Source organism: Streptomyces sp. NPDC059906 (assembly GCF_042730645.1).
GTDB lineage: Bacteria > Actinomycetota > Actinomycetes > Streptomycetales > Streptomycetaceae > Streptomyces > Streptomyces rubrogriseus.
Genome location: NZ_JBHWKU010000009.1, coordinates 1 through 22,430, shown reverse-complemented (window position 1 = coordinate 22,430; position 22,430 = coordinate 1). Strand labels below are relative to the sequence as shown.

Here is a 22,430-nt window from a genome sequence, read left to right as displayed (position 1 = left end):
CGAGAACCGTGCCGCGTTCCGAAGGGCCCCGAGAACCCGAAGAACAACGCCCCGTGCCCGGCGCACACCACCGCGCCGCGCACTCGACAGTGACGGAAACCCACGTGATCACCACCTCGGGCCTCACCAAGGTCTATCGTTCACGCGGCCGTGAGGTCACCGCCCTGGACGGCGTCGACCTGCACGTCCGCGAGGGCGAGGTGTACGGCGTCATCGGCCAGTCCGGCGCCGGCAAGTCCTCGCTCATCCGCTGCGTCAACCTCCTGGAGCGCCCCACCGCCGGCACGGTCACCGTCGCGGGAGCGGACCTCACCGCGCTGGCCGGCCGCGGCCCCCGCGCGGGCCGGGAACTGCGGCAGGCGCGCAGCCGCATCGGCATGGTGTTCCAGCACTTCAACCTGCTCTCCTCGCGGACCGTCCAGGACAACGTCGAACTGCCGCTGGAAATCCTCGGCAAGTCCGGGAAGGAACGTTCCCGCAAGGCGCTGGAGCTGCTCGACCTCGTCGGTCTCGCCGACAAGGCCAAGGCCTACCCCGCCCAGCTCTCCGGCGGCCAGAAGCAGCGCGTCGGCATCGCCCGCGCCCTGGCCGGCGACCCCAAGGTCCTGCTCTCCGACGAGGCCACCAGCGCCCTCGACCCGGAGACCACCCGCTCCATCCTCCAGCTGCTGCGCGACCTGAACCGGCAGCTCGGACTGACCGTCCTGCTCATCACCCACGAGATGGACGTCGTCAAGAGCATCTGCGACTCGGCCGCCCTCATGGACCGGGGCCGCGTCGTCGAGTCCGGCACGGTCGGCGAACTGCTCGCCACCCCGGGCTCCGAGCTGGCCGCCGCGCTCTTCCCGGTCGGCGGCGAAGCCTCCGGCGACGACCGCACCGTCCTCGACGTGACCTTCCACGGCGAGGCCGCCACCCAGCCCGTCATCTCCCAGCTCTCGCGCACCTACAACATCGACATATCGATCCTGGGCGCCGCCATCGACACCGTCGGCGGCCTCCAGATCGGCCGGATGCGCATCGAACTGCCCGGCCGCTACGAGGACAACGTCGTGCCGGTCGGCTTCCTGCGCGAACAGGGTCTGCAGATCGACGTGGTGAACGAGACGCCGGAGACACCGGAGACACCGGAGACACCGGCGACACCGGAGACGCCGGCGGCTCCGGCGCAGTCGGCTTCGCTGGTGAAGGAAGGTGCCAAGTGACCTGGTCGCAGATGCAGCCGCTGCTGGAGCAGGCCTCCTGGGAGACCCTGATCATGGTCGGCTGGTCCACCCTGATCGCCGTCGTCGTCGGCCTGCCGCTCGGCGTGCTCCTCGTCCTCACCGACCGCGGCGGCCTGCTGCAGAACGTCGTGGTCAACAAGGTCATCGGGCAGATCGTGAACATCGGCCGCTCGATGCCGTTCATCATCCTCATGGTCGCGCTGATGAGCTTCACCCGCTGGATCACCGGCACCACCATCGGCAGCGAGGCCGCCATCGTGCCGCTCGCCATCGGCGGCATCCCGTTCTTCGCGCGGCTCGTCGAGACCGCCGTGCGCGAGGTCGACGGAGGGCTCGTCGAGGCCGTCCAGTCCATGGGCGGCAACACCTGGACCATCGTCCGCAAGGTGCTGGTCCCCGAGGCGCTCCCGTCGCTGATCGCCAGCACCACCACCACCGTCATCGCCCTCATCGGCTACTCCGCCATGGCCGGCACCGTCGGCGGCGGCGGCCTCGGCGACCTCGCCGTCCGCTACGGCTACCAGCGCTTCGAACCCGACTTCATGTGGATCACCGTCGCGCTCCTCGCCGTCGCGATCTCGCTCATCCAGTTCGCCGGCGACTACGCGGCCCGCACCCTGCACCGCCGCGGCGGACGCGGCGGAGCCGCCCCCAGGCTACGGCTGCTCAGGGCCAAGGAGCCCGCCGCGGCCGACGTCGGCAAGGTCGCCTGACCGCGTCCCCGGCGCCCCCCCAGCGCCCCCCAGACTCCCCGCCGTACCGGGCGGGGCCGCACCACCTCAGGAAAGGCACTTTTCGTGCGTAACACCGCCAAGTTCACCACCGCCGTCCTCGCCACCGGAGCCCTCACCCTCGGGCTGACCGCCTGCGGCTCCGACAAGGACTCCGCCTCCGACACCTCGGGACCGCTGGTCGTCGCCGCGAGTCCCACCCCGCACGCCGAGATCCTCGACTACGTCAAGGACAACCTGGCCAAGGACGCGGGCCTCGACCTCGAGGTCAAGGAGTTCACCGACTACGTCACGCCGAACACGGCGACGGAGGACGGCTCCGTGGGGGCCAACTACTTCCAGACCCAGCCCTACCTCGACGAGTTCAACAAGAAGAACGGCACCCACATCGTGTCCGTCGTCGACGTGCACCTGGAGCCCCTGGGCCTCTACTCCCACAAGGTGAAGAAGGCCGACGACCTGAAGAGCGGTGCGACCGTCGCCGTCCCCAACGACACCGTCAACGAGGGCCGCGCGCTGCAGCTGCTCGCATCCAACGGGATCATCACCCTCAAGGACGGCGTCGGCACCGCGGCGACCCCCTCGGACATCACCGAGAACCCGAAGAAGCTGGAGTTCAAGGAGCTGGAGGCGGCCCAGACCCCGCGCTCCCTCGACGACGTGGACGCGGCGGTCGTCAACGGCAACTACGCCATCGAGGCCGACCTGAAGCCCGCCCAGGACGCCCTCGTCCTGGAGAGCGCCAAGGGCAACCCGAACAGCAACCTCCTCGCCGTTAAGGAGGGCCACGAGGACGACCCGCGCGTCAAGAAGCTCGCGAAGCTCCTCAACTCGCCCGAGGTGAAGAAGTTCATCGAGGACAAGTACGCCGGCGCGGTCCTGCCCTCCTTCTGAGCCTGCGAACCTCGCACCACCCACCGGGTCCGCTCCGTGCACACGGGGCGGACCCGGTGGTGTGGTTGAGTGCTTTCATGCTGCATGCTGGGCAGTTCGAGCAGGCCCTGACGGTTACACAGGTTACGGAGCGGCGCATGACGAGCACCTTCCCCAACATCTCCATCAGCACGGAGCGGTTGGTGCTGCGCCCCCTCGACGAGGACGACGTCCCGGCACTGGCCGCGATGATGAACGACGAGCAGGTCGCCGCCTGGACCCACGTCCCCCAGCCCTTCACCGAGGACAACGCCGCCACCTGGATCGGCGACCACGCCCCCGCCGAGCGCACCGCGGGCCGGGGGCTCGACCTCGCCGTCACCGAGTTCCTCACCCAGCGACTGGTCGGCGTCGTCCAGCTGACCAAGACCAACTGGCACGTACGCGCCACCGAACTCTCCTACATAGTCGCCCCCTGGGCCCGGGGTGAGGGGTACGCGTCCGAGGCGGCGCTCGCCACCGCCCAGTGGCTCTTCGGCGACCAGAAGTTCGAACGCGTCGAGCTGCGCACCGCGGCCGACAACACCGCCTCCCAGCAGGTCGCCCAGAAGATCGGCTGCATCAGCGAGGGGGTGCTGCGCGGCGCCTGCATAGCGCGGGCACGCACCGACGACGGCGTCTGGACGGACGTACGCACCGACTTCATCGTGTGGAGCCTGCTGCCGGAGGACCTCGAGGGCACCACCGGACAGCTGACCGACTCCGACGGTTTCACCACCTTCACCGACTGGAACTGATACACGAGGGGCGACCCGCGCCACCACCCCGGACCAGGCCGCACCGGATACCCCCACGGGGCGCGCCCGCGACGGTTCCACGACCACGACCTGCGAAACCCTGGAGACTGACGACGATGGCCGACCGGGTCACGGTGATCGGCTGGGACGGTTCGCCGCTGACCGCCGCGGCACGCTCCGCACTGGGCGCCGCCACCCTGGTGGCCGGTGCCGCCCACCACCTGGCACTGCCCGAGGTACCGCCCGCCGCCGAACGCATCCGCCTCGGCAGCGTCGCCCTCGCCGCCCGCCGCCTCGCCGCGCACCGCGGCACGACGGTCGTGCTGGCCGACGGCGACCCCGGCTTCTTCGGCGTCGTACGCACCCTGCGGGCCCCCGAGTTCGGCCTCGAGGTGGAGGTCGTCCCCGCCGTCTCCTCCGTGGCCGCCGCCTTCGCCCGCGCCGGGATGCCCTGGGACGACGCCCAGGTGGTCGTCGCCCACCCCCGCACCCTGCGACGCGCGGTGAACGTCTGCCGCGCCCACACCAAGGTCGCGGTCCTCACCTCACCGGGCGCCGGACCGGCCGAACTCGGTCTGCTGATGGAGGGCGTCCACCGCACCTTCGTCATCTGCGAGGAACTCGGCACCACCCGCGAACGCGTCACCGTCGTCACCTCCGACAAGGCGGCAGACCACACCTGGCGCGACCCGAACGTCGTCATCGTGGCCGGCGGCAGCGCCGGCCCGGCCACCGCGGGCGACGGCACCGGCTGGATCACCGGCCGCGACCCCGCCACCGGACCGCGCGGCTGGTCCCTGCCCGCCGCGGCGTACGGCGGTGAACTGGGCGAGGGCGAGGCCGACCTGCTCCGCACCGCCCAACTCGCCCGGCTCGGGCCCCGCCTCGGCGACCTCGTCTGGGACATCGGCTGCGGCAGCGGCGCCTTCGCCACCGAGGCCGCCCGCGCCGGCGCCGCCGTCATCGCGGTCGACCGCAACCGGGACGCCTGCGCCCGCACCGAGGCCACCGCACGGCACTTCGGCGTCCAGCTCCAGACCGTGCACGGCAACGCTCCCCATGTCCTGGAGGACCTCCCCGAACCGGACGTCGTCCGGGTCGGCGGCGGGGGAGCGGCCGTGGTCTCCGCGGTCGCCGACCGCCGCCCGCAGCGCATCGTCGCGCACGCCGCGACCCGCGACGCGGCCGAACTCGTGGGCAGGGACCTGACGGAGCACGGGTACCGCGTCGAGTGCGCCCTGCTGCAGTCCGTGGGACTCGACACCCGGGCCTGGACGGAGACGGAGCGGAGCGTCGCGTTCCTGCTCAGCGGAGAGATCGTGCGGCGCGAAGCACCCCGCTGAGGACCCACGAGGACCGCGCCCCGTGATCGGTTGTTCATACCGCGCGGGGTAGGCTGGCGGATTGTTGTACCGCATGCGGACACCCGGCAGTTCGTCAGCCGATGTCCGTAAAAACCCCGCTCCTTCGGGGACGGGTGTGGTACGGCAGAACCGGAGGACGCGCAACGTGGCGCAGTCCACAGCGGGCCGTCGCGGATCAAGCTGTCGTGGCGGGGGGACGACCGCGACAATGGCACTCAATGGCTTTGTCGTCTTTTCCCGCGGGTCGTTCGTGCCGCTGGGCACGCCCGCTCGTTCTTCACTACGGGCGGTGGGTGCGCCGTCCCGGGTGAGCTGGTCGTAGAAGCACTAACCGATGGGCGAGGGGTTACGCATGACCGACACCGGCCAGATCCCGGGCGAGGGGCTGCCGGAGAACGCAGGCATGGTGGAGCAGCCGGGCGCCCCCGCACCCGGTGCGTACACCTACCTCTCCGAGGCCACCGCCGAGGACGAGGACCTGTTGTTGCTGCCGGGAGCCCAGAGTGCCTGGGGCAACGAGGTCGCGCCGCCGGCGCCGGAGCCGGTCGTCGAGACCGTGCACCAGCCCGGACCGCACGAGATGTCCGGCCGGGACAGCGGCTCGGTCGACCTCGGCGGCGTCCGCCTGCCCGACCCGGCGCAGGACCCCGCGGCCGCCCCGGTCCCGGCGCGCAGGCCCCTTCACCTCGGTCCGCCGATCCCCGACACCTCCGCCAGCCCGGTCCGCTCCCTCGCCGACCGCGGCCCCGCCGACGCGCCGGTACGGCATCCCGGCCCGCCCGCCGCGGGCCCCGAGTACCTCGACGTCCCGCAGGCCGCCGTGCCGACCCCGCAGGCGGCGGCACCCTGGGGGGCACAGACGGCGCCGCAGGCCCAGGAGGTCCCGGTGAACGCCGGGGCGGGGCATGCGGAAACGGTTGTTCCGGTACCGGCGCAGCAGGTGGCCGAGCCGGTGGGCGCGGCCCAGGCGCTCGTGACCCGCGTGGCCACGGAGGCCGTGGCGGCGACCGGCGGGACGCCCGCGGGCGCCGGAGAGCCCGGCGACCCGCAGGAGGCGCCCGCACCGGAGGCGGCGCACACCGACGCGGGGCAGCCGGCCGACCCCGCGGAGGAAGCCGTACCGGTTCCCGGGGCGGTCCCCGCAGAGCCCGTGACCGAGCCCGTCCAGGGGCCGGCCGAGGACAACACAGGGCCCGAGGAGGCGCTCGCCGTCCCCGAGGCCCAGGAGGCCCCCGCGCAGTCGGCTCCGGAAGAAGCACCGGCGGAAGTACCCGCAGAGGCCCCCGCAGAGGCCCCCGCGGAAGCACCGCAGGGACTCGGCGAACCCAGGGTGGCCGACGACGCCCCCGAGGCGCCCGCGCCCGCACCGCAGGAAGCACCGTCCTCCGTGGCACCCGAGCCCGAACACGGCGACGCCCAGGCCCCCGACGCGCCGGTGGCCGCCGCGGAGCCCGAGGTGACGGCACCCGAGGCGTCGGCACCCGAAGCGGCCGTGCCCGTGGCCGCCGCCGACCCCGAACCCGAGCCGTCCCCGGCGCCGGAGCAGCCCGCTCCGGTCTCGGTGGAGGCCGCGCAGCCGACGCCGCCGGAGGCACAGCCCGCCCCGGAGGAAGCGCCGCACCCGCAGCCGGACGTCCAGCCCGCGCCGCAGCCCGCCCAGGGACCCCAGTCCCTCATGGACGCCAACATGCAGCAGGAGCAGGAGCAGGAGCAGGAGCAGGGAGAGGAAGAGGGAGAGGGAGAGGCGGCCGTGGTCGTGCCCGACGGCACCGCCGAGCCCGTAGCGGCGACCGCCCCCGCCACCGGCGCGCAGGAACCCGCGCCCGTACCGGCCGCCCCTGTTGCCCAGGAACCGCACCCCGCCCAGCCCGTGGGGCAGTTCCTGCCCGTCGACGGCGGACAGGTGCCCACGGCCCCGCACCTCGCGCCCACCCCACCCGAGGCAGTCCTGGTCCCGCCGGAGACGGCCCCCGCCCCGGTACCGGCGCCGCGCGAGGCCGACCCCGAACTCGTCCAGAGCGTCGACGACCTGGACACCCGGGGCGCCGACGAGGACGACCAGGCCGCCGAAGCCGCCGAGGAGACCGCGGAGGCGGCAGAGGCGGCAGAGGCGGCGGAGGCGCCCGCCGCGGAGCCCGCGTCCCAGGAGGCCCTCGCCCCCCAGGAAGCCCCGCACGACGGGAGCGCGGCCGAAGCCGCGGAAGCACCGCAGCCCGTCGGCCCGGCGGCCCCCGCCTACGACGACGCCGAGCGCGCGGCCGTACTCAAGGTCATGCGCGAGCGCCGCGACATCCGCAACGGCTTCCGCAGCGACCCCATCCCGCACGAGGTACTGCTCCGGGTCCTGGAGGCCGCGCACACGGCGCCCTCCGTGGGTCACTCGCAGCCCTGGGACTTCGTCGTCATCCGCTCCGCCGACACCCGTCGCGCCATGCACGAACTGGCGACGCGGCAGCGGGAGGCGTACGCCAAGTCGCTGCCCAAGGGCCGGGCCAAGCAGTTCAAGGAACTGAAGATCGAGGCGATCCTCGACACCCCGGTCAACATCGTCGTCACCGCCGACCCGACCCGCGGCGGCCGCCACACCCTCGGCCGGCACACACAGCCGCAGATGGCGCCGTACTCCTCCGCGCTCGCCGTCGAGAACCTCTGGCTCGCCGCCCGCGCCGAGGGCCTCGGCGTCGGCTGGGTCAGCTTCTTCGACGAGCGCGAGATGGTCCGCGCCCTCGGCCTGCCCGAGCACCTGGACGTCGTCGCCTACCTGTGCGTCGGCTACGTCGACGAGTTCCCGGACGAGCCCGAGCTGATGCAGGCCGGCTGGTCCAAGCGCCGCCCGCTGTCCTGGGTGGTGCACGAGGAGACGTACGGCCGCAGGGCCCTGCCCGGCGAGGCGCCGCACGACCTGCTCGCCGAGACCGTCGCGCAGATCCGCCCGCTGGACGCCAAGGCGCTGGGCGAGGCGTGGGAGCGGCAGAAGCGCATGACCAAGCCGGCCGGAGCGCTGGGCATGCTGGAGATCATCTCCGCCCAGCTGTCCGGCCTGTCCCGGCAGTGCCCGCCGCCCATCCCGGAGCCCGCGGCCGTCGCGGTCTTCGCCGGTGACCACGGCGTGCACGCCCAGGGCGTCACCCCCTGGCCGCAGGAGGTCACCGCCCAGATGGTGGCCAACTTCCTGGGCGGGGGTGCGGTCTGCAACGCCTTCGCCACCCAGGTCGGCGCCGAGGTGTGCGTCGTGGACGTCGGGGTCGCCACCGACCTGCCCGCCACACCCGGCCTGCTGCCCCGCAAGATCCGCGCGGGCACCTCCGACATGACCACCGGCGCGGCGATGACCCGCGAGGAGGCCAAGCAGGCCATCGAGGTCGGCATCGAGACCGCCCGCGACCTGGTGGCGGCCGGCAACAAGGCGCTGCTCACCGGCGAGATGGGCATCGCGAACACCACCGCGTCCGCCGCGCTCATCTCCGTGTTCACGGGCGCCGACCCGGCCGAGGTCACCGGCCGCGGCACCGGCATCAACGACGAGACGCTGGCCCGCAAGACCGAGGTCGTCCGCCGCGCCCTCGAACTGCACCAGCCGGACCCGGCCGACCCGATCGGCGTGCTCGCGGCGATCGGCGGCTTCGAGCACGCGGCCATGGTCGGTCTGCTACTCGGCGGCGCCTCACTGCGCACCCCGGTGATCCTGGACGGCGTCAGCGCCGGTGCCGCCGCCCTGGTGGCCCGCGCGATCGCCCCCGAGGTCCTCGCGGCCTGCATCGCCGGTCACCGCAGCGCCGAGCCCGGCCACGTGGCCGCGCTCAACAAGCTGGGCCTGCGTCCGCTGGTCGACCTCGACCTCCGCCTCGGCGAGGGCACCGGCGCCCTGCTCGCGCTCCCGATGGTGCAGAGCACCGCGCGGGCCATGCACGAGGTGGCGACGTTCGACTCGGCGGGCGTCACCGAGAAGTAGAGGTCAGCGAGAAGACTGGGTGGGGCACTTCCGGGTGCCGAGCTGCGGACCGGTGGTTGTGGGCAATCGTTCCGCAGGGCGGAACGGGTGGGCACAACCACCGACAAGCCGCACCCGGCAACGAGGTCCAGCCACCGGACCACCGGTGCCCCACCAGCCGTCCCGCCGTAAAATCCGCACGTCAGCGCCACCGCCGCAAGAGGAGCCGTCCCCTCATGGCCGAACACCCCGCCTACCCCGTAGGCCTCCGCCTCGCCGGCCGTCGCGTGGTCGTCCTCGGCGGCGGACAGGTCGCCCAGCGCCGCCTGCCCGCCCTCGTCGCGGCCGGTGCCGACATCCGCCTCGTCTCCCCGGAGGCGACTCCGTCCGTCGAGGCGATGGCGGACGCGGGCGAGATCACCTGGGAGCAGCGCCCCTACGCGGAGGGGGACCTCGCCGACGCCTGGTACGCCCTGATCGCCACCAGCGACACCGCGGCCAACGACGCCGCCTCCGCCGAGGGCGAGCGGCACCGCGTGTGGTGCGTCCGCTCCGACGACGCCGACCGGGCCACGGCCTGGACCCCGGCGACCGGCCACAGCGAGGGCGTCACCGTCGCCGTGCTCACCACCGACGCCCGGCACCGCGACCCCCGGCACACGGCCGCCATCCGCGACGCGGTGGTGGAGGGCCTGCGCGACGGCACCCTCGTCGCCCCGCACCGGCGCACCCGCACACCCGGCGTCGCCCTGGTCGGCGGCGGTCCCGGCGACCCGGACCTGATCACCGTCCGCGGCCGCCGCCTGCTCGCCGAGGCCGACGTCGTCATCGCCGACCGGCTCGGCCCCCGCGACCTGCTCGCCGAGCTGCCGCCGCACGTCGAGGTCATCGACGCGGCCAAGATCCCGTACGGGCGCTTCATGGCCCAGGAGGCCATCAACAACGCGCTGATCGAGCACGCCAAGCAGGGCAAGGCGGTCGTACGGCTGAAGGGCGGCGACCCGTTCGTCTTCGGCCGGGGCATGGAGGAGGCGCAGGCGCTGGCCGAGGCGGGCATCGCGTGCACCGTCGTCCCCGGCATCTCCAGCACGATCTCGGTCCCCGGCGCGGCCGGTATCCCGGTCACCCACCGGGGCGTCGCCCACGAGTTCACCGTGGTCAGCGGGCACGTCGCCCCCGACGACGAGCGTTCCCTGGTCGACTGGCCCTCCCTCGCGAAGCTGACCGGCACGCTCGTGATCCTCATGGGCGTCGACAAGATCGGCAAGATCGCCGGGGCCCTGATCGCGCACGGCAAGTCCCCCGACACCCCGGTCGCCCTCGTCCAGGAGGGCACCACGGCCGCCCAGCGCCGGGTGGACGCGACCCTCGCCACCGTCGCCGAGGTGGCCGTCGCCGAGGAGGTCAGGCCGCCCGCCGTCATCGTCGTCGGCGCTGTCGTCGCCGTCGGTCCGCACGGGACGGCCTGACGTGGCCGACCTCATCACGATCGACGACCCCGACGACCCGCGCCTGCACGACTACACCGGGCTCACGGACGTCGAGCTGCGCCGCAGGCGCGAACCCGCCGAGGGCCTGTTCATCGCCGAGGGCGAGAAGGTCATCCGGCGGGCCGGCGAGGCGGGCTACGCGATGCGCTCGATGCTGCTGTCCGCCAAGTGGGTCGACACCATGCGCGACATCATCGACGCGGCGCCCGCCCCGGTGTACGTCGTCGACCCGGCGCTCGCCGAACGGGTCACCGGCTACCACGTGCACCGCGGCGCGCTGGCCTCGATGCAGCGCAAGCCGCTGGACACGGCCGCCGGCCTCCTGACGACCGCCCGGCGTGTCGTCGTCATGGAGTCCGTGAACGACCACACCAACATCGGGGCGATCTTCCGCTCCGCCGCCGCGCTCGGCATGGACGCGGTCCTGCTCTCCCCGGACTGCGCGGACCCCCTGTACCGGCGCAGCGTCAAGGTCTCGATGGGCGCGGTCTTCTCCGTGCCGTACGCCCGCCTCGACACCTGGCCGACCGGTCTGGCGACGGTCGGCGAGGCGGGCTTCACGCTCCTCGCCCTCACCCCCGACGAGCGGGCCGAGCCCCTCGACGCGGTCGCCCCGCACCGCATGGACCGGGTGGCCCTCATGCTGGGCGCCGAGGGCAGCGGCCTCACCCGGCGGGCCCTGGCAGCCTCCGACACGTGGGTGCGCATCCCGATGTCCCACGGCGTCGACTCCCTGAACGTCGGTGCGGCGGCCGCGGTCGCCTTCTACGCGGTGACGGCGGGCCGCCCCTCGGCCTAAGGCCTGTCCGGCCCCGGCCCTCAGCGCTCGAGGGTCCGTGACTCCGGGAGGCCGCCCGGCGGGTCCACCTGGTCCTGCTGCGTAGCCCGCACGCCGCCGCCCCGTTCGTCGCCGAGCCCGCGGGCGGGCCCCTGGCAGCCCTGTGCGGCGGCGATACCCAGCGCGACCAGCAGTGTCACGACGACGAACACGAACAAACGCTGGCGCAGCAGCCGCGGATTGGCGGGCCGCCGCCAGCCGGTCCTCGTCGTCCTGGGCGCCGTACGGCCGGATCCGCCGTGCGGTGCGGGCCGGCCACCGTCGTTGCGGGAGGAGTTCCGGCCGGTCGTGTCGCGGGAGGACGGCGTGGACCGGGACCCGGACCGCGCCCCCGTACCACCACCGCGCGACGGCGTGCCACCGCGGGACGGAGTGCCACCGCGCGCGGGCGTTCCACCACGAGAGGGCGCGCCGCCCCGCGACGGGAGGGAACCCCGGGGTGCGGATCCCCGCGACCCCGACGTGCCGCGCGGCGCGGGAGTGCCCTGCGGTCCCGGCCGGCCCTGCGGACGCCGCTGGGCACGCTCCGGGTAGGTGTCGGCGAGCCGCCCCGTGGGCACGTCCGCCTCACCACTGCGCGGCGCGGGCGGCCGGACGTCGGCCATGCCCTGGGCCTCACGGGCGGCGATCTCCTTGAGCCGCAGCGACAGTTGCAGGGTGCTGGGGCGTTCCCCGGGATCCTTGGCCAGGCACGCCCGCACCAGCGGGGCGAGCGCGTCCGGCACCCCGTGCAGTTGGGCCTCCTCGTGCACCACGCGGTACAGCATCACCTCGGAACTGCCGTGCCCGAAGGGCGAGTCGCCCATCGACGCGTACGCCAGCGTGGCACCGAGCGAGAACACGTCCGTGGCCGGGGTGACCGCGGCCCCGCGCACCTGCTCCGGCGCGAGGAACCCGGGGGAGCCGACCGCCGTCCCGACGTGCGTGAGGGTGGAGGCACCGGTGGCCCAGGCGATGCCGAAGTCGATGATCCGCGGCCCCTTCGGGGACAGCAGGATGTTGGACGGCTTCAGGTCCCGGTGCACCACCCCGGCCTCGTGCACGGCGACCAGGCCCTCGGACAGCGCGGCGCCCACGGCCGCGACGTCGGCCGCGACGAGCGGGCCCCCGTCGACGACCTTGTCGTGCAGGGAGGGGCCGGGCACGTACTGCGTGGCGAACCAGGGACGGTCCGCCTCCAGATCCGCGGCGACCAGCCGGGCGGTGCAGCCGCCCCGGATGCGCCGGGCCGCCGACACCTCACGGGCGAACCGCGACCGGAACTCCTGGTCCTCCGCCAGGTCCGGCCGGATGACCTTCAGCGCGACCCGCTGCCCCTTCTTGTCGGAGCCCAGGTAGACCACGCCCATTCCACCCGCGCCGAGCCGCCTGTGAAGCCTGAACGAGCCGACGACGCGCGGGTCCTCGCGCCTCAGGCGCATCATCGCCATGTTCATCCCCGCTGCCCGGTCCCTGTGACGTGCCACAGCTTACGTTTCCACGGCCGCCCGCGCGCAGAGGCCGCGCCCTCTCGCGACAACGGATTGTCAGTGCCCGGCGCGAGAGTTGAGCGGCGGTCAGCACCCGCCCGGACCGGCCGGCCGCGCTCCGCCCCGGATCCCAACCGGCCGCGGGAGCCGGGAGATTGGTGCGGGCGAGGGGGACCGGCCGGGGAGGGGCGGGGGCGGTGGGGAGCGGCCGTGCACCTGCGGCGCGACGGCGGGCGGGAAGCCGCCCGGGGCGGGGGCGGGGGTGTGCGGGGAGGCGGCCGGAGTGAGGGAAGTCACCGGACAGCCCGGAGATACCGGGACACGGTGGGCACCCCGTCCGGGAAGACCCCGAGACCGGTGAGGCGGTCTCCACCCAGGGGAGTAGTCGGCCGGTCACGGCTCATCCTCCGGGAGGCCCGGCAATCGGTACGAGGGCATGACGTCCGGCGATCGCCCGACGCATAGATTTGAGGTCAAGCGGCGGGTGCAGCACTCGTCCCCCGAGGTCAGACACCCGCCGCTGCAACGAGACAACGCGAACGACTCGACGAACGGTCAGGAGAGGGACCATGGCCCAGACGGTTCCGCGGACGCTGGTCCGCACACGGGAGAACCGCCGTCAGGGCCGTCGCCACCCCGCGGTGGCGACGCTCATGGCCCTGCCCCTGGCGGTCCTGCTCCTCCTCGTCTTCGACGGGTGGGAGACAGTGGCCACACAGGCGTCGTCCGTGGGTGTGGTGCTGGGGCGCTGAGCGGCGACCCCAGGCCCGGAAGAGCGGTCCGGGCGGGGACATCCATCCATGAAACCCCGTGGGGACGGGGGTGCGGCGGACGGCAAAATGCCGGCGCAGCTGGGGAGCTGCGCCGGCATTGCTTTTCCCTCCCCGGGCAGCCCCGGGACGGGGAGCGCGGCGGCACATCCCGCCTGCGTACCCTCACCCTCGTGACCACGGACGCCCATGCCCTCCTCCCCGCCCTCGAGGCCCGCGTCAGGGAAACGGCCCACGCCCGCACCCCGGCCTGCCCCTGCGGCGCGGCCACGCTCGCCGACCGCCCCGACGCCACCGTCGTCCGGCACGCGGGCACCGTCGCCAAGGCCCACGCCGCGGACGCCGACCCCGCCGAGCTGTCCCTCCGTGTCGCCGCGGCCGCCCGGCTCCCCGGCGTGCTGCTGCCCCCGCTCGCCCCGGCCCCCGTCGACCTGCACGGGCGGCTCGTCACCTACTGGCCCTACGGCACGCCCGTGGATCCCGACGATCCGGACGCCGCCCCGTGGGAAGCGGCGGCGACCCTCCTCGCCCGCCTCCACCGCACGCCGGCCCCTGCCGCCCTGCCTCCCATGCGCGGCCCCGCGAAGGCGGGCCTGGCCGCGGCACGCCTGCGCGACACCGCCCCCGGCCACCCCGCCACCGCGCCCGTGCTGGCGGCCTGGGCGGCACTCCCCGCCTGGGCGCGCGGCGAGGCCGCCATGCCGGGCCCGGCCGCCCTCTGCCACGGCGACCTCCACCTCGGCCAGCTCATACGCCACCCCGCCCCCGACGGACCCTGGCTGCTGATCGACGTCGACGACCTCGGCACCGGCGTCCCGGCCTGGGACCTGGCCCGCCCCGCGGCCTGGTACGCCTGCGGGCTGCTCCCGCCCGAGGAGTGGCACCGCTTCCTGACCGCCTACCGCGCCGCCGGCGGCCCGGCCGTCCCCGCCGAGGGCGACCCGTGGCCCGCCCTGGACGTCCCGGCCCGCGCCCTCACCGCGCAGAGCGCAGCCCGGTTCGTCTCCAAGGCGGTCCTGGCGGACCGGGCGCTGGACGAGGTGGAGTGTTCCCTCGTCGACGCGTGCGCGCGCATGGCGTCCGTACGGCCCGCCGACCCGCGGGGCTGAGCCGAAGTTCCGCGAAGTAGGGTGCAACCGACCCGGGGCGGGACGGAGTCTGTCCTGGCGATACGCGAAGCAGGACCGACCGGCGAGGAGTTGAGCCGAGCATGCAGTGCCCCAAGTGCCACGCACCGATGCACACCTACAACCGCAACGGCGTTCAGATCGAGCAGTGCAGCGGCTGCCGCGGCATCTTCCTCGACTACGGCGAGCTGGAGTCGCTGACCCGCCTGGAGGCCCAGTGGTCCCAGCCCGCTCCGCCGGCCCCGCCCGCCGCGCCGCAGGCGTACCCGGCGGCCCAGGCGCCGGCCTGGGGCGCCCCGCACGGCGGCGGTCACGGCCACTACGGCCACCACCGTCAGAAGAGCTTCGGCCGCATGCTCTTCTCGAGCTGAGCCGCCCACGACGAAGCCCCCGGCCGCTCGAGGCGGCCGGGGGCTTCGTTCGGTGTGGACGATACTGGGATTGAACCAGTGACCTCTTCCGTGTCAGGGAAGCGCTCTCCCGCTGAGCTAATCGTCCGGGAAACACCAGGTGCGGTACTGCGTGCGCGATACTGGGATTGAACCAGTGACCTCTTCCGTGTCAGGGAAGCGCTCTCCCGCTGAGCTAATCGCGCGGGGATCCGTACGGATCGGTGATCCTTGCGGATCAGTGGACGATACTGGGATTGAACCAGTGACCTCTTCCGTGTCAGGGAAGCGCTCTCCCGCTGAGCTAATCGTCCTTGGAGGTGGAGACGGGATTTGAACCCGTGTAGACGGCTTTGCAGGCCGTTGCCTCGCCTCTCGGCCACTCCACCAGGAGTGTAGGAGACCCGGGGGTCTCCTGTTCCTGCGAGCGGACGACGAGGCTCGAACTCGCGACCTCAACCTTGGCAAGGTTGCGCTCTACCAACTGAGCTACGTCCGCCTGTCGGTTCGGTCCGCTTGCGCGGCCCGGCGACGTGATGAACTCTAGCGGATTCCGGGGCCAGCACAAAAACGCGTTTGTGCAGCGTGCTGCGGTGCGTCCGGTCGCGGACCTGGTCAGGGCACCCGGAAGGGCACGTTCGGGTCACCCGGGAGCCACCCGCCTAGACTCGACAGTGTGCCCGACCTCCCTCCCCTCGCCCGCTTCGGTGACCGTCTCGCCACCGGTCTCCTCGACGTCACGAGTGATCCCGCCGCCCTCGAATCCGAGGGGTTCTGGGCCGTCTGCGCGGACTTCGAAGGCCGCCTGACCTGCGCACGCTTCGCGGAGGTACGGACCGAGCCGGTGCCCGCGCCCACGCCGGGAAAGTGGCGGGGCCCCGCCGTCGGCGACTGGACGTCGTCGCTCGACCGCGCCGCGTACACGAGGGGCGTACGGCGCATCCGCGCCCGCATAGCCGCGGGCGAGGTCTACCAGGCCAACCTCTGCCGGGTGCTCTCGGCGCCGGTCGCCCCCGGCGCCGACGTGGACGCCCTCACCGCCCTGCTGGCCCGCGGCAACCCGGCGCCGTACGCCGGGACGATCCGGCTGCCGGAGCACGGCGTCGAGATCGCCACCGCCTCGCCCGAGCTGTTCCTGCGCCGGGACGGCCGCACCGTCGAGTCCGGGCCGATCAAGGGGACCGGGCGGACCGAGTCCGACCTGCTGGAGAAGGACTACGCCGAGAACGTCATGATCGTGGACCTGGTCCGCAACGACCTGGGGCGCGTCTGCGCCACCGGCACGGTCACGGTGCCCGACCTGTGCGCCGTCGAGAAGCACCCGGGCCTCGTCCACCTGGTCTCCACGGTGCGCGGCGAGCTGTCCGCGGGCGCCGGCTGGCCGGAGCTGCTCGACGCCGCGTTCCCGCCCGGATCCGTCACCGGCGCGCCCAAGTCCAGCGCCCTGCGGATCATCGGCGCGCTGGAGACCGCGCCCCGCGGCCCGTACTGCGGGGGCGTCGGCTGGGTGGACGCCGACCGGGGCACGGGCGAGCTGGCCGTCGGCATCCGCACCTTCTGGATCGAGCGGGCCGCCGACGGCGACGCCCGGCTGCGCTTCGGCACCGGGGCCGGCATCACCTGGGGTTCCGACCCGGAGGGCGAGTGGCGGGAGACCGAACTGAAGGCATTCCGGCTGCTCGCGGTAGCGTCGGGGGCGTACGAGGTGAACGCGACGGGAGAGGCGCTGGCGACGTGAAGATCTGGCTCGACGGCGGGTTGCAGGACATCGGTTCCGCCCGTGTCTCCGTCCTCGACCACGGGCTGACCGTGGGCGACGGCATCTTCGAGACCGTGAAAGCGGTGGACGGCAGGCCGTTCGCGCTGACCCGGCACCTGGACCGGCTGACCCGCTCGGCCCGCGGCCTCGGCCTGCCCGCCCCCGACCACGACGAGGTCCGCCGCGCCTGCGCCGCCGTGCTGGAGGCCAACCCGATGCCGCTGGGCCGGCTGCGCATCACCTACACCGGCGGCCACGGCCCGCTCGGCTCCGACCGCGGCGAGCACGGCCCGACCCTCGTCGTCGCCCTCGGCGAGACCGGCCGCCGCCCCGACTCCACCGCCGTGATCACGGTGCCCTGGACCCGCAACGAACGCGGCGCGCTCACCGGCCTGAAGACCACCTCCTACGCCGAGAACGTCGTCGCCCTGGGCCGCGCCCGCGAACGGGGCGCCTCCGAGGCGCTGTTCGGCAACACGGTGGGCCGGCTCTGCGAGGGCACCGGGTCGAACGTCTTCGTCGTCCTCGACGGCGAGATCCACACCCCGCCGGTCGCCTCCGGCTGCCTCGCCGGGATCACCCGCGCCCTGGCCGCCGAGTGGACCGGCGCCCGCGAGACCGACCTCCCGCTGGACGTCCTGGAACGCGCCGACGAGGTCTTCCTGACCTCGACGCTGCGGGACGTCCAGGCCGTACACCGGATCGACGACCGCGAACTGCCGGGTGCCCCGGGGCCGGTGACGGCCAAGGCCATGCGGATCTTCGAGGAGCGGTCCGGGGGCGACCTGGATCCGTGATCCGGACCGGGGCGACCCGCATCCGCGACCGGGATCGGAGACCGGCATCCGCGACCGGGATCGGGGCCGGGATCCGGGACCCGCATCCGCGAAGCCGCCGATATTCGGCTGCCGTTCTGGCCCACGGTGGGTAGAACTGCCGTGATGACCACGACCCTGCGGCCGACCGAGCCGCTCCAGCACGCCGCCGACGGGACCCGTTCGCGCCACTACCAGGTGTGTGTGAACAGCCGCCCCGTCGGTGTGCTGCACCTCGGCACCTCGCCCAGCCTCGGCGACTCGGTGGCCGTGATCCGCAAGCTGCGTGTCGACGAACCGGACCGCCGACGCGGCCGGGGCACGGTGGCCGCGCTCGCCGCGGAGGAGGTGGCGCGCTCCTGGGGCTGCCGGCAGATCGAGGCGGGCGTCGCCGGCGACGCCGAGGCGGGCACGCGGCTCGCGCAGGTGCTCGGCTACGCGGTGCGCAACCGCACCATGGCCAAGCCGCTCGGCGACACCCCGCCCGCCCTGCCCGCGGGCAGCCGGGCGCGGCCCATGACACCGGAGGACTTCGCCGCCTGGCACGCGTACGAGTCGGAGCGCTACGCCCGCACCTGGATGGAGCGGGGCGTGCCCGAGGCCGACGCGCACGCGAAGGCCCGCCGCGATCACGAAGTGCTGCTGCCCCAGGGGGCGGCCACCGAGAACATGCTGTTCAGCGTGTTGGAGCACGAGGGCGAGCGGGTCGGGACCCTGTGGCTGGCGCTGCGCGAGGACCGGGCCTTCGTCTTCGACGTCGAGGCCGACGCCCCGCACCGGGGCCGGGGACACGGCCGCACCCTGATGCTGCTGGCGGAGACCCAGGCGGTCACCGCCGGCCGCCCCCTGATCGGCCTCAACGTCTTCGCGGGGAACACCGCCGCCGAGCGGCTCTACGAATCGCTCGGCTACGAGACCACGCGGTACAGCTACTGCAAGCCGCTGCTGTGACGGCGGCGGGCGATCCGGTCCCGGTCCTGCTCCCGGTCCTTTCTCCCGGTCCGGCTCCCGGTCCTGCTCCCGCTCCCGGTCTCCGTCCCGGCCCCCGCCACGGTCACCGCACTCAGCCCCGCGGCTGGGCCAGCAGCCGGTCCGCGATCTCCTCGATGCGCTCGCGCAGCCCTTCCTGGCTCTTGCCGCCGTCGAGGCGCTCGCCGCCGATCACGTAGGTGGGGGTGCCGGTCACGCCGATCGCCTTGCCCTCGGCCTGGTCGGCGTCGACGATCAGGATGTGCCGGCCGTCGACGAGCGCCGTGTCGAACTCCTCGGCGTCCAGTCCCAGTTCCCGGGCGACCTCGACCAGGAAGGGTTCTCCCCCGCGGTCCAGCTCCGCGACCCGGTCCAGGACCGCTTCGGCGTACGGCCAGCCCCGGCCCTGGGCGACGGCCTCCTCGGCGGCCTGCGCGGCGGCGAAGGCGTGCTTGTGCTTCTCCAGCGGGAAGTGCCGCAGCCGCACCTCCAGGCGGTCGCCGTAGCGGGCCCGCAGGGCACGGACGTCGTCCAGGGCGGTGTGGCAGTCCGGGCACTGGAGCTCGCACCAGACGTCGAGGACGGGCGCGGCGGGACGGGCGGGGGAGGAGTCGCTCATGCCCCCATCCTCCCAGCCCCCGGCACGCCGCCCCAACCGGCGTCGTACCACGCCCGCCGGCACCTGCGGAGGAGCCGACCCCGAGATCTCCCTGATCTCGGTCCCCCGGCATGGCCTCGCGGCGGGCGGACGGTGCAGGATGGAAGGGACGAAGTACTCATGCCCGACCGGGCCCAGCCCTGGAGGACCGGATGATTGCCGAGACCGTCTGCTCCGCGGTGTCCGCGGCAGGCCTGGGCATCGCGGCGGTCACCGCGTACCGCAGGCGATTCCTCACCGCTGCCCGTATCGCCGCCTACTCGCTGGTCCCGATCGGCCTGGTGATGACCGGCGTCGTCGAGTGGCTGGCCGACACGGCCTTCAGCCCGGTGGCCTGGGCCGGCTTCGGGGTGCTGGGCGTGGCCTGGGTGCTCTTCATGACCACACGTGCGGTGGAGCGACGCCGCGGCGGCACCCGCAAGGAGCGCAAGGAGGCCCGGGCCGCGGCACAGCGCGACGCGGTGGCTCCGGGAGCCTCCGCCCCCTCCCTCGGCTCCGGCACCGCCCGGCCGGCCGCCCAGCCGGCGTCCCGCCCGGCGAAGGCGTCCCGGGGCGGTGACGACGACTTCAGCGACATCGAGGCCATCCTCAAGAAGCACGGAATATGAAGGCACGGAATATGAAGGCACGGGACATGAAGGCACGGGACATGACGGCCGGCCGCCGGGGCTGAAACGACACAGCGGTCCGAGCCCGACAGCCCGCGCTCCGGAATGATCACGATCCGACCGGACATTGCGACATTCAACCAACACGCGGTCGTAACGGGCGTGGTGATCGCGTGGACCCCGCCCGCTGCGTCATCATCGCGGCGAGATGCCGGACACCACTCGGCTGGATTCCCAGCTGGACACGAGACAGAGCGAAACCGCGCGGGTGCAGGACGAACCACGCGGCTGCCTCTTCGCCCTTTCCCAGCCACCGCTCATGATCTTCCTGGCGGTGATCGGGTGTCTGCTGCTCATGGCTTCGTTGCACGATCTGCTGTTGCTGTGAGCCGTACCCGCGCTCCCCGGCGCCACCCGCCGGGGGCCGCGTCGCCGTCCCCGCGTCCGCGGCCGCACCGGCCCCGAAGGGCGGCGTCAGCCCGCCGCCTCCTTGCGCCTGGCCCGGTAGGCGGCCACGTGCAAGCGGTTTCCACAGGTGCGGCTGTCGCAGTACCGCCGCGAGCGGTTGCGGGAGAGGTCGACGAAGGCGCGCCGGCAGTCGGGGGCCTCGCACCGCCGCAGCCGCTCCTGCTCCCCGGCCACCACGAAGAACGCCAGGGCCATCCCGCAGTCCGCGGTCAGGTGGTCCGCGACGGAGGCGCCGGGCGCGAAATAGTGGATGTGCCAGTCGTAGCCGTCGTGGTCGGTCAGCCGGGGCGTGGTGCCCGCGGCGGCGACGAGGTCGTTGATCAGTCCCGCGGCGGTCCGGGCGTCCGGCGCGGCGAAGACCGCCGCGAACCGCGCGCGGATCCGCCGCACCGCCGAGAGATCGAGTTCGGTGAGCACACCGACGTCGCTGATCTCGTGCGTTCCCACGAATTCCTGGAGGGCCGCGACGTCCGGCAGCCCGTCCGGAGCCGATTCTTCCTCCGGCACGGTGTTCACCAGATCCACCACGGTGTCGAGCGCACACCGGGTGTCGTGGGTGATCAGCACGTTTCGCTCCCTGGCCTGGTGGTCGGGCGGGCGCCCGCCGATGCTGGCCGATGGTAGTGGCTCGCGCGGCGGGCGAACCGGCCGCGAGCCGGTCCCGGTCGTCGGTTGCCCCTACAACGGCGGCCGGCCCGCCTTCGTTCCCCGGCGCCGCGCACGCAGCGGCGCCGCCCCCGCGGGAGATCCGCGGCGACGACGCCGGTGTGTGCCGTATGCGGTTGTCCGGGCCCGTGCCGTCACCCCGAGTCGACGGCGACGGGCGGCTTCACGCGGGGCCCCGCCCTAGCTTTCCGCCAGGATGTGCGAGAGCTCCTGATCGAGATCGAAGTGCCGGTGTTCCGTGCCGGGGGGCACGGCGGCGTCTGTGCGCTTCAGGAAGGACTCCAGGGCCCGCGCCGGGGCCTCGAGCAGTGCCTCGCCCTCCGGGGAGCTGAGAGCGATGCACACGACGCCCTGGCCGTGACTGCGGGACGGCCAGACACGGACGTCGCCGGTGCCGGTGGGGCGGTGGAGACCTTCGGCGAGGAGGTCGCGGGCGAACACCCACTCGACGGTCTCCTCGGCTCCGGTGTGGAAGGTGGCGTGCACGGCGTAGGGGTCGGCCGTGTCGTACCGCAGGCCTGCGGGGACAGGCAGGGAGGACTCGCTCGACACAACGAGGCGCAGGTGCAGCTCGCAGCTGACCGTGGTGTTCATAAGCGCCAGGGCCTTTCGCTCAGTGTGCGCTCGGGGATTCGCACGTCGGCGAAATCGACATGCCACCTACGGTGCCGTTGTAAACCCCTCTGAGTGTTTTGCGTGTGTTTACGTAACTCTTCCGGCCGATGGATCGTTCGAGTCGTACGCCCATTCCGGTGACAGGTTTCGCTCCGGTAGTGTTTGGCCGTATGAACACGGGGAGTAACAAGCCCGGCGAGGCAGCCGTGGCGGAAGACCGTACGGGGACGGACGAGGCCACGGCCGAGCGGGCGCTCGGTTCGCGGGCACCGGAATTCGTCAAGGCACGCCGTGCGCTGCACCTGAGCTGGCAGGTCGGCGTCTTCATCGTCGGTCTGGCGGTCGTGGTGGCCGGTGTCGCCATGCTGGTGCTGCCCGGGCCGGGCTGGGTCGTGATCTTCGGCGGCATGGCGATCTGGGCGACCGAGTTCGTCTGGGCCCAGCTGGTGCTGCGCTGGACCAAGCGCAAGGTCACCGAGGCGGCGCAGCGTGCCCTCGACCCGAAGGTGCGGCGCCGGAACATCATCCTGACCTCGATCGGCGTGGTGATCATCGCCGTGCTGGCCGGGATCTACCTGTGGAAGTTCGGCCTCGAGATGCCCTGGAACATCAAGGACCAGTGATCACCCGCGGGGGTGCGCCCGACCGCCCGAGGGGGTGCGCCGGTGCGGCCCCCGTTGGTCACCGGCGGCTCTGACATGGGGTAATGTTCTTCCTGTGTCCGGGCGATTAGCTCAGTGGGAGAGCGCTTCGTTCACACCGAAGAGGTCACTGGTTCGAACCCAGTATCGCCCACCGGATCATCAGGCGGCCCCGCGCACCCAAGAGATCCCGGCCCCCCAAGTGTTGGCCGCCGCCCAGGGGCCC

21 protein-coding genes and 6 tRNA genes are annotated in these 22,430 nt (G+C 73.4%); 18 read left to right on the top strand and 9 right to left on the bottom strand.

The genetic code is table 11. From position 1 onward, the window contains the following. Positions 1-104 precede the first annotated feature (104 nt). The 8 genes from ACFV9J_RS16050 to ACFV9J_RS16015 all read left to right on the top strand — a co-directional run bounded on the left by ACFV9J_RS16050 (position 105) and on the right by ACFV9J_RS16015 (position 11,211). The gene (locus ACFV9J_RS16050; protein ID WP_385354557.1) at positions 105-1,205 is read left to right on the top strand and encodes a methionine ABC transporter ATP-binding protein; all 1,101 of its coding nucleotides are present in this window, start codon (positions 105-107) and stop codon (positions 1,203-1,205) included. Then, a complete protein-coding gene (locus tag ACFV9J_RS16045) occupies positions 1,202-1,939 on the top strand; it encodes a methionine ABC transporter permease (protein ID WP_385354554.1) in 738 nt (245 codons plus the stop codon). Before ACFV9J_RS16050 ends, ACFV9J_RS16045 begins: the two co-directional genes overlap by 4 nt. Positions 1,940-2,023: 84 nt before the next feature. Continuing rightward, the gene (locus ACFV9J_RS16040) at positions 2,024-2,851 is read left to right on the top strand and encodes a MetQ/NlpA family ABC transporter substrate-binding protein (protein WP_385354552.1); all 828 of its coding nucleotides are present in this window, start codon (positions 2,024-2,026) and stop codon (positions 2,849-2,851) included. Between the two features lie 137 nt (positions 2,852-2,988). Beyond that, positions 2,989-3,627 (top strand): GNAT family N-acetyltransferase, encoded by a 639-nt coding sequence (locus ACFV9J_RS16035; RefSeq protein ID WP_385354550.1) that lies wholly within the window; start codon positions 2,989-2,991, stop codon positions 3,625-3,627. 116 nt (positions 3,628-3,743) lie between these two features. Further along, entirely contained in the window at positions 3,744-4,970 is a 1,227-nt protein-coding gene (gene cbiE, locus ACFV9J_RS16030) for a precorrin-6y C5,15-methyltransferase (decarboxylating) subunit CbiE (protein ID WP_385354548.1), read from the top strand. Positions 4,971-5,343: 373 nt separating this feature from the next. Next, the gene (gene cobT, locus ACFV9J_RS16025) at positions 5,344-8,943 is read left to right on the top strand and encodes a nicotinate-nucleotide--dimethylbenzimidazole phosphoribosyltransferase (protein ID WP_385354546.1); all 3,600 of its coding nucleotides are present in this window, start codon (positions 5,344-5,346) and stop codon (positions 8,941-8,943) included. A gap of 215 nt (positions 8,944-9,158) precedes the next feature. Next, positions 9,159-10,391, top strand: coding sequence for a uroporphyrinogen-III C-methyltransferase (gene cobA / locus ACFV9J_RS16020; protein ID WP_385354544.1), 1,233 nt, complete (start codon positions 9,159-9,161; stop codon positions 10,389-10,391). A 1-nt stretch (position 10,392) separates the two neighbouring features. After that, positions 10,393-11,211, top strand: a complete 819-nt coding sequence (locus ACFV9J_RS16015; RefSeq protein ID WP_385354542.1) for a TrmH family RNA methyltransferase — start codon at positions 10,393-10,395, stop codon at positions 11,209-11,211. Positions 11,212-11,231: 20 nt separating this feature from the next. On the opposite strand, the gene ACFV9J_RS16010 is transcribed toward ACFV9J_RS16015, so the two are convergent. Continuing rightward, entirely contained in the window at positions 11,232-12,686 is a 1,455-nt protein-coding gene (locus tag ACFV9J_RS16010; protein ID WP_385354942.1) for a protein kinase, read from the bottom strand. 602 nt (positions 12,687-13,288) lie between these two features. Here ACFV9J_RS16010 and ACFV9J_RS16005 point away from each other — a divergent pair. From ACFV9J_RS16005 to ACFV9J_RS15995, 3 genes are all read left to right on the top strand, one after another. Continuing rightward, positions 13,289-13,471, top strand: a complete 183-nt coding sequence (locus tag ACFV9J_RS16005; protein WP_003977275.1) for a membrane protein — start codon at positions 13,289-13,291, stop codon at positions 13,469-13,471. A gap of 191 nt (positions 13,472-13,662) precedes the next feature. Then, positions 13,663-14,598: a phosphotransferase gene (locus ACFV9J_RS16000; RefSeq protein WP_385354539.1), complete on the top strand. Its 936-nt coding sequence runs from the start codon at positions 13,663-13,665 to the stop codon at positions 14,596-14,598. A gap of 101 nt (positions 14,599-14,699) precedes the next feature. Further along, on the top strand, positions 14,700-14,987 hold the full coding sequence (locus ACFV9J_RS15995) for a zf-TFIIB domain-containing protein (protein ID WP_109033875.1): 288 nt from the start codon (positions 14,700-14,702) through the stop codon (positions 14,985-14,987). A 55-nt stretch (positions 14,988-15,042) separates the two neighbouring features. On the opposite strand, the gene ACFV9J_RS15990 is transcribed toward ACFV9J_RS15995, so the two are convergent. The 5 genes from ACFV9J_RS15990 to ACFV9J_RS15970 form a co-directional block, all read right to left on the bottom strand. After that, positions 15,043-15,114 (bottom strand) — tRNA-Val (locus ACFV9J_RS15990). Between the two features lie 25 nt (positions 15,115-15,139). Continuing rightward, positions 15,140-15,211: transfer RNA gene (locus ACFV9J_RS15985), tRNA-Val, on the bottom strand. Positions 15,212-15,247: 36 nt separating this feature from the next. After that, positions 15,248-15,319: transfer RNA gene (locus ACFV9J_RS15980), tRNA-Val, on the bottom strand. Between the two features lies 1 nt (position 15,320). Then, positions 15,321-15,394 (bottom strand) — tRNA-Cys (locus tag ACFV9J_RS15975). A gap of 37 nt (positions 15,395-15,431) precedes the next feature. Next, positions 15,432-15,504: transfer RNA gene (locus tag ACFV9J_RS15970), tRNA-Gly, on the bottom strand. 177 nt (positions 15,505-15,681) lie between these two features. On the opposite strand from ACFV9J_RS15970, the gene ACFV9J_RS15965 reads away from it, so the two are divergent. The 3 genes from ACFV9J_RS15965 (at position 15,682) to ACFV9J_RS15955 (ending at position 18,530) form a co-directional block, all read left to right on the top strand. Next, the gene (locus ACFV9J_RS15965; RefSeq protein WP_385354537.1) at positions 15,682-16,743 is read left to right on the top strand and encodes a chorismate-binding protein; all 1,062 of its coding nucleotides are present in this window, start codon (positions 15,682-15,684) and stop codon (positions 16,741-16,743) included. Continuing rightward, positions 16,740-17,561, top strand: coding sequence for an aminotransferase class IV (locus ACFV9J_RS15960; RefSeq protein WP_385354535.1), 822 nt, complete (start codon positions 16,740-16,742; stop codon positions 17,559-17,561). The genes ACFV9J_RS15965 and ACFV9J_RS15960 overlap by 4 nt, the downstream gene beginning before the upstream one ends. 144 nt (positions 17,562-17,705) lie before the next feature. Then, positions 17,706-18,530, top strand: coding sequence for a GNAT family N-acetyltransferase (locus tag ACFV9J_RS15955; RefSeq protein WP_385354533.1), 825 nt, complete (start codon positions 17,706-17,708; stop codon positions 18,528-18,530). A 112-nt stretch (positions 18,531-18,642) separates the two neighbouring features. Here the strand turns inward: ACFV9J_RS15955 and ACFV9J_RS15950 are convergent, their stop codons facing one another. Further along, positions 18,643-19,167, bottom strand: coding sequence for a DsbA family protein (locus tag ACFV9J_RS15950; RefSeq protein ID WP_385354531.1), 525 nt, complete (start codon positions 19,165-19,167; stop codon positions 18,643-18,645). Between the two features lie 191 nt (positions 19,168-19,358). On the opposite strand from ACFV9J_RS15950, the gene ACFV9J_RS15945 reads away from it, so the two are divergent. Then, a complete protein-coding gene (locus ACFV9J_RS15945) occupies positions 19,359-19,814 on the top strand; it encodes a hypothetical protein (RefSeq protein WP_385354529.1) in 456 nt (151 codons plus the stop codon). 208 nt (positions 19,815-20,022) lie between these two features. Next, positions 20,023-20,202 (top strand): hypothetical protein, encoded by a 180-nt coding sequence (locus ACFV9J_RS15940; RefSeq protein WP_385354527.1) that lies wholly within the window; start codon positions 20,023-20,025, stop codon positions 20,200-20,202. An 86-nt stretch (positions 20,203-20,288) separates the two neighbouring features. Here ACFV9J_RS15940 and ACFV9J_RS15935 read toward each other — a convergent pair whose 3' ends face one another. Next, a complete protein-coding gene (locus tag ACFV9J_RS15935; protein ID WP_385354526.1) occupies positions 20,289-20,849 on the bottom strand; it encodes a CGNR zinc finger domain-containing protein in 561 nt (186 codons plus the stop codon). A 279-nt stretch (positions 20,850-21,128) separates the two neighbouring features. Then, positions 21,129-21,542 carry an SsgA family sporulation/cell division regulator gene (locus tag ACFV9J_RS15930; RefSeq protein ID WP_004002642.1) on the bottom strand — a complete coding sequence of 138 codons (414 nt, stop codon included), beginning with the start codon at positions 21,540-21,542 and terminating at the stop codon, positions 21,129-21,131. Between the two features lie 191 nt (positions 21,543-21,733). Between ACFV9J_RS15930 and ACFV9J_RS15925 the strand changes: the two genes are divergently transcribed. Next, positions 21,734-22,186, top strand: coding sequence for a TIGR02611 family protein (locus tag ACFV9J_RS15925; protein WP_385354524.1), 453 nt, complete (start codon positions 21,734-21,736; stop codon positions 22,184-22,186). Between the two features lie 100 nt (positions 22,187-22,286). Next, positions 22,287-22,358, top strand: a tRNA-Val gene (locus tag ACFV9J_RS15920). Positions 22,359-22,430 lie beyond the last annotated feature (72 nt).

Bases quoted from the DNA above. Each gene is read 5' to 3' on its own strand.
- ACFV9J_RS15930 (WP_004002642.1), bottom strand. From the start codon at position 21,542: ATGAACACCACGGTCAGCTGCGAGCTGCACCTGCGCCTCGTTGTGTCG.
- cbiE (WP_385354548.1), top strand. From the start codon at position 3,744: ATGGCCGACCGGGTCACGGTGATCGGCTGGGACGGTTCGCCGCTGACC.
- ACFV9J_RS16035 (WP_385354550.1), top strand. From the start codon at position 2,989: ATGACGAGCACCTTCCCCAACATCTCCATCAGCACGGAGCGGTTGGTG.
- ACFV9J_RS15945 (WP_385354529.1), top strand. From the start codon at position 19,359: ATGATTGCCGAGACCGTCTGCTCCGCGGTGTCCGCGGCAGGCCTGGGC.
- ACFV9J_RS15995 (WP_109033875.1), top strand. From the start codon at position 14,700: ATGCAGTGCCCCAAGTGCCACGCACCGATGCACACCTACAACCGCAAC.
- ACFV9J_RS15940 (WP_385354527.1), top strand. From the start codon at position 20,023: ATGCCGGACACCACTCGGCTGGATTCCCAGCTGGACACGAGACAGAGC.
- cobT (WP_385354546.1), top strand. From the start codon at position 5,344: ATGACCGACACCGGCCAGATCCCGGGCGAGGGGCTGCCGGAGAACGCA.
- ACFV9J_RS15955 (WP_385354533.1), top strand. From the start codon at position 17,706: ATGACCACGACCCTGCGGCCGACCGAGCCGCTCCAGCACGCCGCCGAC.
- ACFV9J_RS16010 (WP_385354942.1), bottom strand. From the start codon at position 12,686: ATGAACATGGCGATGATGCGCCTGAGGCGCGAGGACCCGCGCGTCGTC.
- ACFV9J_RS15925 (WP_385354524.1), top strand. From the start codon at position 21,734: ATGAACACGGGGAGTAACAAGCCCGGCGAGGCAGCCGTGGCGGAAGAC.
- cobA (WP_385354544.1), top strand. From the start codon at position 9,159: ATGGCCGAACACCCCGCCTACCCCGTAGGCCTCCGCCTCGCCGGCCGT.
- ACFV9J_RS15950 (WP_385354531.1), bottom strand. From the start codon at position 19,167: ATGAGCGACTCCTCCCCCGCCCGTCCCGCCGCGCCCGTCCTCGACGTC.
- ACFV9J_RS16005 (WP_003977275.1), top strand. From the start codon at position 13,289: ATGGCCCAGACGGTTCCGCGGACGCTGGTCCGCACACGGGAGAACCGC.